Origin of the sequence: Dyadobacter bucti (assembly GCF_005869225.1) — a bacterium.
In the GTDB taxonomy this organism is placed as follows: Bacteria; Bacteroidota; Bacteroidia; order Cytophagales; family Spirosomataceae; genus Dyadobacter; species Dyadobacter bucti.
Genome location: NZ_SWFP01000001.1, coordinates 25582 through 41571, shown reverse-complemented (window position 1 = coordinate 41571; position 15990 = coordinate 25582). Strand labels below are relative to the sequence as shown.

General features: G+C 48.6%; 11 protein-coding genes. 7 read left to right on the top strand and 4 right to left on the bottom strand.

Annotated features, from left to right (window positions below):
- Nucleotides 1–3 precede the first annotated feature (3 nt).
- Both FBF61_RS00155 and FBF61_RS00150 read left to right on the top strand, forming a co-directional pair.
- Nucleotides 4–1875 carry a glycoside hydrolase family 44 protein gene (locus FBF61_RS00155; protein ID WP_138475042.1) on the top strand — a complete coding sequence of 624 codons (1872 nt, stop codon included), beginning with the start codon at nt 4–6 and terminating at the stop codon, nt 1873–1875.
- Between the two features lie 33 nt (nt 1876–1908).
- Nucleotides 1909–4290: a TIM-barrel domain-containing protein gene (locus tag FBF61_RS00150; RefSeq protein WP_138475041.1), complete on the top strand. Its 2382-nt coding sequence runs from the start codon at nt 1909–1911 to the stop codon at nt 4288–4290.
- A gap of 3 nt (nt 4291–4293) precedes the next feature.
- Here FBF61_RS00150 and FBF61_RS00145 read toward each other — a convergent pair whose 3' ends face one another.
- Together FBF61_RS00145 and FBF61_RS00140 are read right to left on the bottom strand one after the other, a co-directional pair.
- Nucleotides 4294–6462, bottom strand: coding sequence for a cation:proton antiporter (locus FBF61_RS00145; protein ID WP_138475040.1), 2169 nt, complete (start codon nt 6460–6462; stop codon nt 4294–4296).
- A 16-nt stretch (nt 6463–6478) separates the two neighbouring features.
- Entirely contained in the window at nt 6479–7033 is a 555-nt protein-coding gene (locus FBF61_RS00140; protein WP_138475039.1) for a hypothetical protein, read from the bottom strand.
- Nucleotides 7034–7738: 705 nt separating this feature from the next.
- Here FBF61_RS00140 and FBF61_RS00130 point away from each other — a divergent pair.
- Nucleotides 7739–10024, top strand: a complete 2286-nt coding sequence (locus FBF61_RS00130) for an arylsulfatase (protein WP_138475038.1) — start codon at nt 7739–7741, stop codon at nt 10022–10024.
- A gap of 31 nt (nt 10025–10055) precedes the next feature.
- The gene (locus FBF61_RS00125; protein WP_205748205.1) at nt 10056–12368 is read left to right on the top strand and encodes an arylsulfatase; all 2313 of its coding nucleotides are present in this window, start codon (nt 10056–10058) and stop codon (nt 12366–12368) included.
- Between the two features lie 119 nt (nt 12369–12487).
- On the opposite strand, the gene FBF61_RS00120 is transcribed toward FBF61_RS00125, so the two are convergent.
- A complete protein-coding gene (locus FBF61_RS00120) occupies nt 12488–13630 on the bottom strand; it encodes a DUF418 domain-containing protein (protein ID WP_166444388.1) in 1143 nt (380 codons plus the stop codon).
- Nucleotides 13631–13702: 72 nt separating this feature from the next.
- On the opposite strand from FBF61_RS00120, the gene FBF61_RS34410 reads away from it, so the two are divergent.
- Nucleotides 13703–13840, top strand: coding sequence for a hypothetical protein (locus FBF61_RS34410; RefSeq protein WP_166444387.1), 138 nt, complete (start codon nt 13703–13705; stop codon nt 13838–13840).
- Nucleotides 13841–14004: 164 nt separating this feature from the next.
- Here the strand turns inward: FBF61_RS34410 and FBF61_RS00115 are convergent, their stop codons facing one another.
- The gene (locus FBF61_RS00115) at nt 14005–14526 is read right to left on the bottom strand and encodes an ABC transporter permease (protein ID WP_166444386.1); all 522 of its coding nucleotides are present in this window, start codon (nt 14524–14526) and stop codon (nt 14005–14007) included.
- Between the two features lie 44 nt (nt 14527–14570).
- Here FBF61_RS00115 and FBF61_RS00110 point away from each other — a divergent pair, with 44 nt between their 5' ends.
- Nucleotides 14571–14909 carry a hypothetical protein gene (locus FBF61_RS00110; RefSeq protein ID WP_138475035.1) on the top strand — a complete coding sequence of 113 codons (339 nt, stop codon included), beginning with the start codon at nt 14571–14573 and terminating at the stop codon, nt 14907–14909.
- 215 nt (nt 14910–15124) lie between these two features.
- On the top strand, nt 15125–15889 hold the full coding sequence (gene map / locus FBF61_RS00105; protein WP_138475034.1) for a type I methionyl aminopeptidase: 765 nt from the start codon (nt 15125–15127) through the stop codon (nt 15887–15889).
- The last annotated feature ends 101 nt before the right edge of the window (nt 15890–15990 follow it).

Here is a 15990-nt window from a genome sequence, read left to right as displayed (position 1 = left end):
TGCATGTATAAATTCATCCTGTTACTCCTGCTTTCCCCAATCGCCTCCGCACAGATCACCATCGTGATCGATGCGGAGGCGGATATCAGGGAAGTATCCCCTTACCTCTATGGGCGGAACAATTCAATTTCTTCTACAAATCCTAACTGGACCTTGCCTCAGGAAGACGTGGTGAGATTGCGTGATGCAGGGGTAAGGTTTTTCAGGGAAAGCGGCGGTAACAATTCCAGTAAATACAACTGGCGGAGAAAACTCAGCAGTCACCCGGACTGGTATAACAATGTATATACCAACAACTGGGACGAGGCGGCACAAACCCTGCAAAAGAACTTTCCGTCGGCACAGGGTATGTGGGCCTTTCCGTTGCTGGGATACGCGGCCAAAACCGGTACCGCCAACTTCGCCGACTGGGACTATAACCAGTCGAAATGGTGGGAAGGCGTGAACCAGAACCTGGCCGGCGGCGGTGTTCCGAACACGACCGGTACGAAAGCAAAACAGGAAGGCAACATTGATCTTTATCTTGAAAAATGGGATGCCGATTCTGCTGTTGCGATCCTGGACCACTGGTTTGGGACAAATGGGATCGGTCTGAAGCGGGAAGGTATTCAATACTGGAACATGGACAACGAGCCGGAGATATGGTCGGGTACCCACGATGATGTGATGCCGAAACAGGTCAGTGCACAGGAGTTCATGCAGCGGTACGTAGATCTTGCGAAAAAAGCCAGGGCCTTGTTTCCCGAAGTCAAACTGGCAGGCCCTGTGACTGCCAACGAGTGGCAATGGTACAACTGGGACAACAAAACCATCACGGAAAACGGAAAAACCTTTCCCTGGCTGGAATATTTCATCAAAACCATTGCCGATGAGCAGCAAAAAAGCGGGGTGAGGCTGTTGGACGTTCTGGATATCCACTTTTACCCGTCTGCTAAAAAAACAGAAGATGTGGTACAGCTGCACAGGGTGTTTTTTGACAAAACCTATAATTTTCCCGAAGCGAACGGTGTAAAAACAATCCATGGCGGTTATGACAACAGCATTACCAAAGAATACATTTTCAGCCGCTGCAACGACTGGCTCACGCAATACCTGGGGGAGAACCACGGCGTTACGCTCGGCCTGACCGAAACGGGCATCGACGATAGTATATCACCTTCCGTTACTGCGGTGTGGTATGCTTCAACGCTGGGGGAATTTATGAGAAACAAGGTAGAGATCTTCACACCCTGGAGCTGGAAAACGGGTATGTGGGAAACCTTGCATTTGTTGAGCAGGTACAATCAGACGCACGCAGTGAAGGCAGCTTCGGCCAATGAGACGCTGGTATCGGCATACCCGAGTGTCAACGCGGCCAAGGATTCCATGACGGTCGTATTGGTCAACCGATCCCCGGATCAAAGCCAGCTGGTCAGCCTTCGGCTGGAACATTTTTTACCTTTGCAGGAAAATGCTGCCACGTATACCTTGTCTCAATTACCCGCTACCGAAACGTTCATTTCCCACACGCAGAATGCTCTGAAAAAATCGGAAACAAATGTCGTCGGTAACAGTTTTGATTTGTCACTTCCTGCCATGTCGGTAACATCGGTTCTGCTCCGCAGTGGCGGGGAAGTGCTGGGAAAGGAACCCGTTTCAGAGCCTTTTCAGGTTTTTCCCAACCCGACCTGGGATAACGTAACCGTGAAATGGACCAACCAGGACTTCCAGAAGATCAGTATTATTGAGAACACGGGCAGGCAGGTATTTGAAAAAACAATTGGTAAAGCACAGCGGGAAATTATCATCCGCCAGCAGCTTTCCGACGGGACCTACCTGATCCGACTGACTGTTGCCAAAGGGCGATCGGTCATTAGAAAAATCATTGCCCATTGATCTTTCCGGGCACTACATTTTGAATTTCATACAATGCATCCTACTACGGTTTCACATAAATGGTTGTCAATTCCTCTTTTTCTGCTTGTTTTTGCTGGATTTCAAAGCACGGCCCAGCATAGCAGGTTGGTGAACGAGCCGGTCGATATCAGCGAGGATTTCCGGGATTTTTCCAATACAGTCTTCTTTGCCGACAGCCTCGCCGCTTTTGATCCGCAATCGGGAACCGGCAGCATCAAGTGGAAAAGGCATGAGCCGTTTTCCGCACATAATTTTGACAATTCCATGCTTGGCTACAAGCGTTCGTACAGCAACGAGTTTCCTGCCATTGAATATGCCCAGGACCCGGTGCTTCCGTTTTCTGTGGAATTTACCTCTGAGCGAACTGTTCGCATACGCGCAAACACAAGTAAGCAGGTTACTGCGCCGGAGCCTTCGCTGATGCTGGTCAGCGAGCCTGGAAAGGACCTTTCTTGGAAATACGCGAAGATCAGCGGCGGACATCAGTATACCGGGAAGTATGGATCGGTAACGATTTACGAAAATCCCTGGAAGATCCTGATCCGTGACGTAAACGGCAAGATCCTCACGGAAACCCGTGGTGCCGCCGACGGAAGGTCTTCCTATACACCCACCTTGCCATTTTCGTTTGTGCGTCGCGCGGCCGATTATTCCCGCAGCGTTGCAGCGGTATTTTCCATTTCTCCCGACGAAAAAATATTCGGTTGCGGCGAATCATTTACGCGGCTGGATAAAAACGGACAAAAAATTGTGCTCTGGACGCACGATCCGAACGGGGTGCAAACGCAGACCATGTACAAGCCCATACCTTTTTACATGAGCTCTCGCGGGTATGGTATGTTCATGCACACCACTTCACCGATCACCTGTGATTTCGGGGCGACCTATGGAGAATCGAACGCCATGCAGATCGGTGACGAGAACCTGGACCTGTTTGTTTTTCTGGGAAAGCCCAAAGATATCCTGGACGCCTACACAGATCTTACCGGCAAAGCGCCGATGCCCCCGCTGTGGTCGTTTGGTCTGTGGATGAGCCGGATCACCTATTTCTCGGAGCAGGATGGAAGAAATGTCGCAGCAAAGCTCCGCAGCAACCGCATCCCTTCCGACGTGATCCATTTTGATACCGGCTGGTTTGAAACAGACTGGCGCTGCGACTACATGTTTGCGCCGAGCCGCTTCAAAGATCCTGCGCTGATGATAGCCGACCTGAAAAAACAGGGCTTTCATACCTCGCTGTGGCAGTTGCCGTATTTTGTACCAAAAAATGATCTTTATCCTGAAATCGTATCAAAAGGGCTGGCCGTCAAAAACGCAAACGGAACAATCCCTTACGAAGACGCCGTGCTTGATTTTTCCAATCCTAATACCGTCAAATGGTATGAAGATAAGATTGCAGGGTTGCTGAAGCTGGGTGTTTCGGCTATCAAAGTGGATTTTGGTGAAGCAGCCCCGGTCTCCGGTATTTATGCGTCCGGTCGCTCGGGTTTTTACGAACACAACCTTTATCCGCTGCGGTATAACAAGATCGTCTCGGACCTGACCAGGAAACTGAACGGCGAAAACATTATCTGGGCAAGAAGCACCTGGGCGGGCAGCCAGCGTTACCCGATCCACTGGGGCGGCGATGCCGAAACGACCAATAAAGGTATGGAGGCGCAGCTGCGGGGCGGATTGTCGCTGGGGCTGTCGGGTTTTACATTCTGGAGCCACGATGTGGGAGGCTTTACGATGAAGACACCGGAAGACCTTTACCGCCGGTGGCTGCCGATGGGCCTGCTCAGCTCGCACACCCGCACACATGGCCAGGCGCCCAAGGAACCCTGGGAATATGGAGAGGATTTCCAGAATTATTTCAGAAAAGCAGTCGAAATGAAGTATAAGCTCATGCCTTACATTTATACTCAGGCCAGGCTGGCTTCGGAAAAAGGACTGCCGATGGTGCGGGCATTGCTCGTGGAGTTTCCTTCTGACCCCGGCGCCTGGATGGTGGACAATGCGTATATGCTTGGATCCGATATTCTTGTAGCGCCTTTGTTCGAAACAGGGAAAACGCGGCAGGTGTATCTGCCAAAAGGAAAATGGGTGGACTACCAGACGCGAAAGGAATACAACGGTGGCTGGCATGAAGTGACGGCCGGTGAGCTGGATGTCATTATGATGGTGCGGGAAGGTGTTGTTCTTCCGCAGGTCCGGGTGGCACAATCGACCGGCGAAATTGACTGGAACAATATCGAGCTGCTGCGTTTTTCAAATACTCCGGCAACGGCAAGTTTGAAACTGTACCTCCCGGGCCAGGACGTGGTACAGGAGGTTGTTGTCACCAAAAAAGGTACCAGATCTGTTGTCAGCAAGGATCCGTTCGGAGGGAAAATTAAATGGGTTTTGAAATAAAAACTATTTATCCCCCAGCATCCGGCGGAGGTATTTGGCAGCGGTACTGAGCGATCCTAATTTTTCGGACAGGGTTTCAATCAATGTGCTGTCGGCCTGCTCGATATCACTCATGTTAATGCCCGATTCCAGTTGTTTGGGGTATATCAGGATCAGACTTTGTTCCTGGAAGTAGTTGGAAAGATAATAGGGCAGCCTTTCCAATTGCGGAAGATAGGAGGCTGACCCTTTCCGGGCGCAAACGATCACAAAGAGGTCGTCTATCCGTAACTCGCGCGAAAAGATCAGGAAATCGTCCCATTCAGCGAATGCTGTAAAGTGTGCCTCGACAGACCCCGCCTTGCGCGTAACAATGCTTTTTATCTCCTTGATGATCTGGGCTGGTGCGTAGAAGTGAATCGGCATCGTATTCGATTTTGCAAGACTGACCAGTTTTCCCAGCCAGTGTAAAAAACCGGGTTCGTTGCTGGCCGCAGGTGGCACCGCCACTACGATCCTGGTAAGGGTATTAAAAGGCTGCGCAGGTTTGTAAATGTAAATAGTTTCAAAGATCCGCTTGACAATGTTCTCAACTTTCGGGCCCAGGAATGTTTTATGATCAGTTTCCTGGTGAAGACCAATTATCACGTCTGTAATGTTCTGCTCTTTGATCGAATAGGTAATTCCGTTGCTGATATTGGTATCGTAACGGGTAAGGGGGACGAGTATATTTTCAGAGGAACTGGCATGATCGACCGCTTTGTTCAGGATCTTTTTGCCATGTGAGGCGGAATCGTGCTTCTGATCTTCATCCGTGACAATATGCAATCCGTACAGGGGAATGGATCTGCGCTTTGCTTTCAGCATAATCCCGAAATCGACCATATCGGCTACCATGTCGGGGTAGGACAAAGAGACCAGTATTTTTTCGTCGGTCAGCGCATCGGAGTCTTCGGGAGCCTGCTCTTCCTGCAGTAGTGCTAGTTTTTTTGAGGCCCTTTCCACTACAAACGAACTCACGCCGCAACTCACCAGGATCAGCACAATGGTACCGTTCAGTACATCTTCGTCCAAAAGGCGTATCGGCTCACCGAGCGCAGTTTCACCGACGATGATATTGTAACCGACCAGTATAATGGCCAGTGTGGCGGCGGCATGGGAAGAACTCAATCCGAAAATCATCAGTCCTTCGTCGGAAGTCAGCCTGAAAACTTTCTGGGTGATCCATGCAGCAACGTATTTGCTGGCGAGGGCGATGACAAGGATCACGCCTGCCACCCGCAATGCTCCCCATCCTTTAACCAGCACACTGATATCCACCAGCATACCTACACTTATCAGAAAAAATGGAATAAATAATGCATTGCCGACGAAGTCGATCCTGTTGTTCAGAGGGGATGAATGAGGAACAAACCGGTTTAATACCAAACCTGAGAAAAATGCCCCGATAATGGCTTCAACGCCGGCAAGCTCCGCAAGGAAAGAGGCGAGAAATACCATTGCCAGCACGAATATGTATTGCGAAATACTGTCGTCGAAGCGTTTAAAAAACCACCGGCAGATCACCGGAAACACGAATAGGACTATTGCTACGAAGACAATGAACGAAAACCCGAGCCGGAACCAGAATGCAGGTGACACATCACCCTTTGACATACCGGCAACACCGGCAAGGATCAGGAGGGCAAGAATATCCGTGATCATCGTGCCGCCGACGGTCATGTTGATCGCGCGGTTGCGGGTGACGCCGTACTTGCTTGCAATAGGGTACGACACCAGCGTGTGTGTAGAGAACATACTGGCCAGCAGCAACGAGGATAAAAACCCGTAGCCGAGGATATAGTAACTGGCGAGCGTACCGGAAATCAGCGGGAGTAAAAATGTCAGGAGGCCGAAAACAATGATCTTATTGCGGTTTTTTCTGAATTCCGCCAGATCGATTTCAAGTCCCGCCAGGAACATGATATAGAGCAGGCCCACCGTTCCGAACAGTACAATGCTGCTGTCGCGGCTCAGAAGGTTCAGCCCGTAAGGCCCGACGATCATACCTGAAATAATCAGCCCGATGATATGGGGTACTTTGATCCGGTTGAAGAGGATAGGTGCAAAAAGGATAATAAAAAGCACCAGGGAAAAAATAATGACCGGATTTTTGAGGGGTAATGAGAGGTCTAATAACAACATGGAAGTCATACACACAAGTTTAGCTTTATTTCTGCCGTTCCGCAGTCAGGGCATAGCGGATTTTACAATCCGTCCGCTCCACTTCCCGCATACCTTCCATTTTATTTCCTTTCAGTTCCAGCATGACCCGCATCACCGATTCCGCGCCGGGCTGGCCATTCACTGCTTCGAGGCGATTTTGAGAAAAAGATCCGTTGTAAATCCTTGAAAGTTCATTCCCTGTAAAAGCATTGACGATTATTCCTTTGTCGTAGGCAACTTCCCAGGTCTCTGTTTTGGAATCCCCGATGGCGGACCCGCTGCAGCTCGCTTCTGTGCAGCGCATTTTTACGACCCATTTTCCGGTGACTGCCTGTGCCTGAAGCGAATCGGTGATGGCCGTTGAGTCTTCCTGTTGCTTTTTCTTCTTCTGCTGCAATTCCTTTTCCATGACAGTCAGCTGCTGCTCCCACTGCATCAGCGTCTGCTCTTTTTTAGCGATCTGCTGCTCTCTCAGGGCCAGTTGCTCTTCCTTCTCCTTGTGCCCGCAGCTTTGCAGACATAAGGCGAAAAACACAAAAAATAAAGTCCAGATATTCATACGCATCTTTTAGTACATAAGGATAGCAAATAAAAAGGGGGCGGCAAACAAAAAACGAACATTTCGGACATTTTCTGTGTCGCTGGAAGATAAGTCGGACTGACTTTCGGCAACCGGATCGAAAAGCTGCGGACACTTCGAAAACATCAGGATTCCATACTTTCTACAATATTGGTGGCTTTGAGCAGCTGAAAGGCGAAGGATTTCCAGCCGCTCAAAGTGGTTTGGCTGTTTCCAGGAAGTAACCAAGATGAAATCTTTCGGAAATTTCTGCCGGCCATTTGGCAAAACAAAATTAATTACCTTATTTTGTCTATCAATATTATAGACTATTTAGTTAGCGCCGAACCACCCGAAGCTAAGTATTAATCCAAATGACATTTTATATGAATTCGGTTAATTTACTTTACTTGAGGTTATCCTTCCGGGTGGACATTCGTGTGCCTTTCAGCATCGCTCAGCAACCTTGTCGCAGTTGTTGACGCTACTCCCATTCCGGATTATCAATTCTTAAAATTCCTGTCGGAAAGCATTGAGCGCCGCGTATCCGTCGCGTTAACCGCGTGAATGTATCATATATAATAGATCATTCGCATCGTTTCGCTGCGCCTTGCCGGCTAGCGTATAAAGTGTACCGTTTTTACTTCGATTGTCCATGCCGCCGGCTCCTGCCGGTTTTTATTAAGCATTTCAATAACAGATCACATGAAAAGAATCCTGACCACTAAGAACATTGCCTTATTTTATCTTGCCTTTTTACTAACCGGGAGCGTGACTGCGCAGTACAGTCCGACGCCAGCTTTTGAAGGTAAAATTGGAAAGACCGTTGAAACAACTACGGAGTCGGCCCCGAAAATCAATCCGAAAGCACCGGCAGGCGCTCCCAACATTGTATGGATACAGATCGACGATATTGGTTACGGCGCCATTTCTGCTTTCGGAGGGCTTATTGAAACGCCCAATATTGACCGCCTGGCTAACCAGGGGATAAGGTATACCAATTTCCATACGACCGCTTTTTGCGCACCCACCCGGGCTGCCCTGCTGACGGGGAGAAACCAGCATTCGGTTCATTTCGGTTTTTTTGCAAGCAATTCTTACAATACGCCTGGGTATGACGGTTATCTACCTTTTGAAAAAGCGACTGTCGGAGAGATACTCAGAGAAAATGGGTACAATACATTTGCTGTAGGGAAGTACCATTTGACGCATCCGGCCGACGCCACGCAAGCCGGACCGTTCAACCGCTGGCCCACCGGCCGGGGTTTTGATCATTATTTCGGATTTTCCCCGGAAGTAGCCGCTACGGACCAATGGCATCCGACTTTATACCGCGATACCCAACGTGAACCGGAGGATACAAAAGGACGGCACGTAACGGAACTGCTTGCCAATGAGGCCATTCATTATATTTCGGGACAAAAGGCCGCAGCTCCCGACAAACCATTTTTCCTGTATTTTGCGCCCGGTGCCGTTCATGCTCCCATCCAGGTAAGCAAGGAATGGATTGACAAATACAAGGGTAAATTCAAGGCTGGCTGGGACCAATACAAGGAAACTGTTCTGAAGAATCAGATCGCATTAGGGGTGGTTCCGGCGAACACCAAACTGGCACCGGCGAATCCCGGCGTGAAAGAATGGAATGCACTTTCAGCTGACGAAAGGAAACTTTTTGAGCGTTACATTGAAGTTTATGCAGGGTTTGTTTCGCATACCGACCACGAGATCGGACGGATCATCAACCACATTGAGCAAATCGGGCAGCTGGATAATACGTTGGTGGTGGTGCTGGTCGGAGACAACGGAGCGGAAGGCGCCGGTCGCGAGATCGGTCGTTTTTTAACCAATAAACCAAATGAAACCCAGGATCAGACCATAGCCAGGTATGTAAAAAATCTGGACCTGCTGGGAACTGAAAACTCATCTGCCCTTTACCCGGACGGCTGGGCAGCAGCGACGAATACTCCCTTCCGTTATTATAAAAGTTACGGCAATCTGGAAGGCGGGACACACGACCCACTGATCCTTTTTTACCCGGGTAAAATAAAGGATAAAGGCGGGATCCGGCATCAGTATTCGCATGTCAACGACATACTTCCTACAACGCTTGAACTGGCTGGCGCCAGAGTACCAGCCGTAATCAATGGATATTCGCAGGAACCGATCGAAGGGGTTAGTCTGGCTTACTCCGTTGACGCCGCGAATAAAAATGCTCCGGAGCGCCACACTGTGCAATACCATGAAATGACCGGTTCCCACGCGATCTATAAGGATGGCTGGAAAGCATCCTTCCCGCGTGACCGTTCGAAGCGTATCCCGCAAAGCCAAGAAAAGTGGCATTTGTACAACCTCAAAGAGGATTTCAATGAACTTAATGATCTGGCCGATAAGCATCCCGACAAAGTGAAAGAGCTTGCCGAGGTATTTGACAAAGAAGCCTGGAAATACAATGTCTACCCGTTGAAAGACAAATGGGAAACGGCCAATCAAAGTATTTATGACGGGAAAACGAAGGTGACTTTGTACCCTGAAACGCACTATACCGGCAGCTCGGCCTTCCGATTCGGAACTTCATCATATTCAATTTCCGCGCGTGCCGTCGTACCTGCAAAAGGCGCGGAAGGAGTCTTGCTGTCGTATGGAAATACCTTATCCGGACTGAGCTTTTACGTCAAAAACAAGAAGCTGGTTTTTGCGTACAATTCCGAAGGCAAAGTGCTTGAATTGACTTCGGATAAGCCGGTACCTGCCGGGGATATCACTTTGAAAGTGCAGGTTTTGTACAGTAATGACAAAAAAGACAAAGAGGTGACCTTGTTCATTAATGAAGAAAAAGCCGGAACGCTGAATCTCGGGACTATTGCCACCGCAGCAAGCGGTTACGAGGGACTGGAGGTTGGAAGTGATGTAGGTACAACAGTTTCACCTGCCTATAAAGCACCTTTCGCTTTTACCGGTGTGCTCAAAGACATTGTGATAGAAAAATTATAACCTCCTGACAGGTCAAAACATATTTATGCTGATGAAAACCAATCTTATCAATAATAACCGGGTTTCCGCGTCTTTACTACGCAACGGATTAAAACTTCTGACTGCAACGGTCGTCGCCGGAAGCCTGAACCTGCAGCATGCAGCAGCCCAGTACACGCCCCAGAAACCGTGGCAGGGCAAAATCGGAAAAACGATTCCTGAGACTCAGACATCGTTTACCGAACATCAGATCATCGCTCCGAAAAATTCACCGAATATCATTTACATACTGATCGACGACATCGGGTATGGATCCGCATCTGCTTTCGGCGGGCTGATACCGACGCCGAATATCGATAGTCTGGCAAATAACGGGCTGAGATACACCAATTTTCACACCACCGGGGTTTGTTCCCCAACGCGTACTGCGTTGCTGACGGGGAGAAACCATCACTCGGCGCACGTGGGCAGCAATGCAGGTGCGGCTACGCCCGGCTATGACCGTGTGATACCCTTTGAAAAGGGATTCGTGAGCGAGATCCTCCGCGAACAGGGATACAATACTTTTGCGGTAGGCAAATGGCATTTGACTCCCAAAAGAGACCAGACTCAGGCCGGACCGTTTAACCGCTGGCCGGTAGGCAGAGGTTTTGAAAAGTATTTCGGTTTTATCGGCGGAGCAACCGACCAGTACCGCCCGATATTATGGGAGGGTACTGACAAAGTGGAGAAAGCGTACGATGATAAAAGGTTACTGTCGGAGCTGATCACCGACCGGGCGATCCATTACATTGCCAATCAAAAGTCAGCTGCGCCCGAAAAGCCTTTTTTCCTGTATTACGGCCCGGCAGCGACGCATTCGCCTCATCAGGTTGATAAAGCATGGAGCGACAAGTTCAAAGGTAAATTCGATAAAGGCTGGGATTGGTACCGCGCGGAAGTACTGGCGCGTCAGAAGAAACTGGGTGTGGTGCCTTCCTATGTAAAGCTGGCTCCCGATTATGCTGACGTAAAAAAATGGGACAGCCTGTCGGCCGACGAAAAGCGCCTTTTTATTCGCCATATAGAAGTGTACGCGGGTTACCTGGCGCACCTTGATCACGAGATAGGCCGTTTGGTGCAGTATCTTAAAAGCATCGACCAGCTTGATAACAGCCTGATTTTTCTGTCAATAGGCGATAATGGATCGGCGAGGGCAGGAGGGGTTAACGGTAGAAGCAATTTTGGCACGGGTGCTAAAAACACTCAGACCGACGACATCAAGCGGGACCTGGACAATATAGATCTCATCGGAACAGATAAGTCGAATGTCCTGTACCCGATCGGATGGGCGCAGGCTACGAATACACCTTTTCGTTATTTCAAAGCCGAAGCCAACGGCGAAGGGGGAACGCATAACCCGCTTATTGTTTTCTGGCCGGATCACATCAAAGAAAAAGGCGGCATCCGCCACCAGTATACGCACGTGATCGATATTTTGCCGACTACCCTTGAACTTACCGGGGCAAAAGCGGTGGGAACGATCAATGGTATCAAACAGGATAGTCTTGAAGGGACCAGTTTTGCGGCTTCACTCAATAATCAAAATGCTGTCAATCAGCATAATGTACAGTATTATGAAATAAGCGGTACACGTTCTGTTTACAAGGACGGCTGGAAAGCCGGGGCTTTTCATAAAAGGGGAACATCATTTGAAAATGACACCTGGGAGTTATTTAAAATCGATGAAGACTTCAACGAGCTTGTTGACCTTTCCAAAAAGAATCCGGAAAAACTGGCTGAGCTGAAAGCTGTTTTTGATGCTGAGGCCACAAAATACAATGTATTTCCGCTCAGAAACGGTAGCGGAAATGAAACCGATAAGGAGCCGGATTTCTTTGAAGGGAAAAAACATATCGTGCTCTACAACGGAATTTCTCACCTGACCGAAGCCCCTGTTTTCAATAACCGGTCGTTTACGATCACTGCCGATGTCGATCTTACCGACCCTAAACAGGAAGGAGTGCTGTTTGCAATAGGCGGGCATTTCGGCGGATTGAGCCTCTTTGTTCAGGATAAGAAATTGCAGGCGGTTCATAATTTTGATGCTCAGACAGAGCACCTTAATTCCGGAAGCCAGACTTTGCCGGCTGGGAAGTCAACGGTAAAATTTGTTTTTGAGGCTGACAAGGCAGCGAAAACCGGCACTGCATCCATTTATATCAACAATAACAAGGTAGGTGAAAAACAATTTGCCAATGCAATATTTAAAGACTCCTGGGATGGTCTGTCTGTCGGCAGGGACGATAATACAGCAGTTTCAAACAGCTACAAATCGCCGTTTCCGTTCACAGGGAAGTTGAAAAGTGTGGTAATCGATTTTTAGGTGGATTGATTCGTTGGTAATCAGTTGCTTGTCATGTTTTTAAGGAGTTTGAGCGAGCATCCCTATGTACTTGAATGCCTGGTCGGCCGCCTGCGTCCGGTGTAATATTGTAGTCTTTCCTAGCGAAGCCCCGGCAGCCTGGTGGCGACCAGGTATGTAAGGGACCTCCAGGCCCATTCCATAGGTCCGTGCCGGAAATGCATCAGCCAGAATTCGGCAAAAAGGATCTGCCCGATGTAAAAGGCGAAAGTAACGAGCAACGCGCCGGCGAAGCCCAGTTCGAGGCCGTCCCATTGCATGTAAAAAAGCTGGAAGAAAACGGACTGCATGATGTATGCCGTGAGTCCCATGCGGCCGAGCGGTTCCAGCCAGGAAAGCGAGGTACCTAACGCGGAACGGGAATAAAGAAGCGTTAGCAGCGATACGTAGAAGACGGAAAATGCAATGTTCTGCAAACAATAAAAAATAGCATTGCTGAGATAAATTCCGCTGTGGGTAAGGCCGAGGTTGAGTGTTTCGGAGCGTATGCCGATGGCCGTGAGCAGAATCGAACAGCCACTGACGGCGACGATCTTCTTTAATAAACCGTGCGCTCGGGAAAGGTTCTGCAGAATGTTGTTCTTGCCGGCATACAGACCCAGTACAAACATGGAACTGGTTACAAATAACCGGCCGGACGACAGATTATAGCTCAGTTTTGTCGGTATCGGGATATTTTGCTGTTTCAGTTCGGTAAAATAACGGGCGATCTCATCCCGGAATATCACGCAGGGAATGCTGCTGAAAAACAGGCACACACAAAGTATCAGCAGGCTCCGGTTATTGAAGTTCCTGCAGAAAATCAGCGTGAAGCCAACCACGGCGTACACCTGAAGAATATCGGACCGGTAAAAAAATGAATGAAAAATGCCTATACCGAGCAGGATCAGCAGCCGCCAGACAAAAAGCTTGACAAATGGCCTGCTTTTCCGCGCTGCGTGCTGATAAATAAGATAAAAGCTCCATCCGAAGAGGAAGGAAAAGATGATAAAAAACTTGTCCTCAATCAAAAATTCGAGGGATGTTTTTACAAAAGTGTTCCGCTCGCTAAGACCCATCAGGCCCCGGGTAGTAGCATGGAGGAAATTCTGGACGGAATGGATCAGCAGGATACCAAGCAGGGCAAAGCCACGCAATACGTCAACAATCTGCACACGTCCGTCCAGATTTTGAAGCAATACATTTTCATCGGTTAGTACAGGAGTGCTTATAAAGTTTTTCAAATGGTTCAGTTTACGTTGAGAAACCATTGTCGCAATTTCGCCCCTAACCGGCCGAATGCCAAGTTGTAGCCCGTGGAATGGACAAAATGGGCCGTGAAGTGGTCGGGGAATATGATCAATTCACTAGTTGCCGGCGGTACATTGAACAAAATAGGTCTCGAGGCGCCCATGGCCTCCATCCTGATCGCGATCTGCGAGCAAAAGTATTAATGCGGCACTGCGCATACGTAGTGTAAATATGTCCGTCATGATGTAGTGTCGGATCAAATCCACTGCTTGCTAGCATCTCTAACAAGTTTTTTTACATTACTTTTTAGATCCTCACCATTGTCAGCAAAAGCAGAAAAGACGGAATTGAATAAAAAAAAATTACCCTAATATGCCCTCAAATTTTTGACCGGGTTCACCAATGCGGTTTGAGCGGACTGTAAACTGATGGTGATCCATGCGAGCAGCAATGTCGATAATCCGGCCAGTGTAAATTCCTGCCAGCCGATCATGACGCGGTAAGCAAATGAAGCCAGCCATTTTTCCATTGCCCACCATGCCATGGGCAGTGATATGAAAATGGCGATCAGTACCAGGACGATGAAATCTTTGGATAACAAAAACGTCACGCTGCCAACCGACGCGCCAAGCACTTTGCGAACACCGATTTCCTTGATCCGAAGCTTTGCCGAGTAGGCAGAGAGGCCAAAAAGCCCGAGACAGGAGATAAAGATAGCCAGTGCCGCAAACCAGTTGAACACCTGGCTCATCCGGTTTTCCGATGTATATAGCTTGTCGAGTGTTTCGTCAATGAAGGTATAGGTGAATTTTGCGGATGGCGAAAGCTTATTGACTTGATTATTAAGAAATTGAATGGTTCCCGGTATTTCATTGCCTTTTACTTTCACAAGCACCTTTAGGAGCGGACCAGGGAGCAGCCCGACCGGAGCTGGTGGAATCGAAATATGGAGGAGAGTCGATCAACTTTATTCATGCCGAACTGCGGAGCGTACTGCAAATTTTTGTGGGGCAGAAGACTGCCACGACTGGGGTGGGGGGACTTAACTGGCTGCTGGATAAAGCTGATGCCAAATCCGGCGACGTAAAACTGAGCAAGGCAATTGAGGCGCAGTTTACGGATGTTTTTCAAAAACTTGAACTCATTAAAGTACCGCTCGAACACGCAATCGTGGCCAATCCAAAGCAGGTTTCGGACGTGTATGAAGCCTTGGGAAGACTGCATACACTGATTCAACAGGATATGGTCGCCGGCCTTCATTTTCGCGAATAATATTATTTCCGGAAGTTTTTTTCCTTCGAATCTTGCAAAACCGAACATAATCGCGAACGGGATAACCGCTTACCGGTACGACAATGCGGGAGCCGACACCTGCTCAGGCAAAAAAATAAAATCGTATTTTTGCAAATCAAAATGGATCGGGTACAAGATCACAGTGGGTGTCCCGGTATGAAAAAGTATAGCTGTTCAACATTACAATATCATTTATGTCCATTACAAAAGAGTCCGATTTAACGGGAATGCAGAAGGCGAGCGAGGCGGTAGCACATACATTGAAGAAAATGACAGACTACGCCCAGCCTGGCATGACAACAAATGAGCTGGATGAGTATGGTGCAAAAATATTGACAGAGTTCGGAGCAAAATCAGCCCCTCACTCAACGTACGGGTTCCCCGGGTGGACTTGCATCAGCGTTAATAATGAATTTTGTCACGGAGTTCCTTCCGATAAAAGGAAGTTACAAGAAGGGGATCTTGTCAACATTGATGTTTCGGCAGAGCTGAATGGTTTTTGGGCTGATAATGGTGGCTCGTTTGTACTCGGGCAAGATATCAATCAGCATCAAAAGCTTGTCAACGCATCGAAGGAAATTTTGATCAAGACCATTAACAGTATAAGAGGCGGTGTTAAAATTGCGGATATTGGCCATTTAATGGAGTCTGAGGCTAAAAAGCGTGGCTTTAAAGTGATCCGCAACCTGGCAGGGCACGGTATCGGCAGAGGGCTTCACGAACAGCCGGACGAATTGCTGAACTATCAAAATAAATTTGACCAGAGGCGGTTCAAGAAGAATTCCGTCGTTGCTATTGAAACCTTCATTTCGACAACATCGTCCTACGCCACTGCACTCAGCGATGGCTGGACTATGGTCGGAAATAAAGGTGGGTTTATGGCCCAGCACGAGCATACGATAGTGGTAACCGATAACGCTCCGCTTATATTGACCGAGATGAATGAAATATTCAAGTGACGCAACAACTCCGTCTCAAGATTTATCCAGCAGGCTTACACTAAGGCCAGATATGGAAACACCTGCAAAGGGCTGATTATCAAAGCATTTTGCAGGTGTTT

What these genes read in the sequence shown, in the direction of transcription:
- FBF61_RS00140 (WP_138475039.1), bottom strand. Translation starts at nt 7,033, where the DNA reads ATGAATATCTGGACTTTATTTTTTGTGTTTTTCGCCTTATGTCTGCAA.
- map (WP_138475034.1), top strand. Translation starts at nt 15,125, where the DNA reads ATGTCCATTACAAAAGAGTCCGATTTAACGGGAATGCAGAAGGCGAGC.
- FBF61_RS00125 (WP_205748205.1), top strand. Translation starts at nt 10,056, where the DNA reads ATGAAAACCAATCTTATCAATAATAACCGGGTTTCCGCGTCTTTACTA.
- FBF61_RS00145 (WP_138475040.1), bottom strand. Translation starts at nt 6,462, where the DNA reads ATGACTTCCATGTTGTTATTAGACCTCTCATTACCCCTCAAAAATCCG.
- FBF61_RS00155 (WP_138475042.1), top strand. Translation starts at nt 4, where the DNA reads ATGTATAAATTCATCCTGTTACTCCTGCTTTCCCCAATCGCCTCCGCA.
- FBF61_RS00130 (WP_138475038.1), top strand. Translation starts at nt 7,739, where the DNA reads ATGAAAAGAATCCTGACCACTAAGAACATTGCCTTATTTTATCTTGCC.
- FBF61_RS00150 (WP_138475041.1), top strand. Translation starts at nt 1,909, where the DNA reads ATGCATCCTACTACGGTTTCACATAAATGGTTGTCAATTCCTCTTTTT.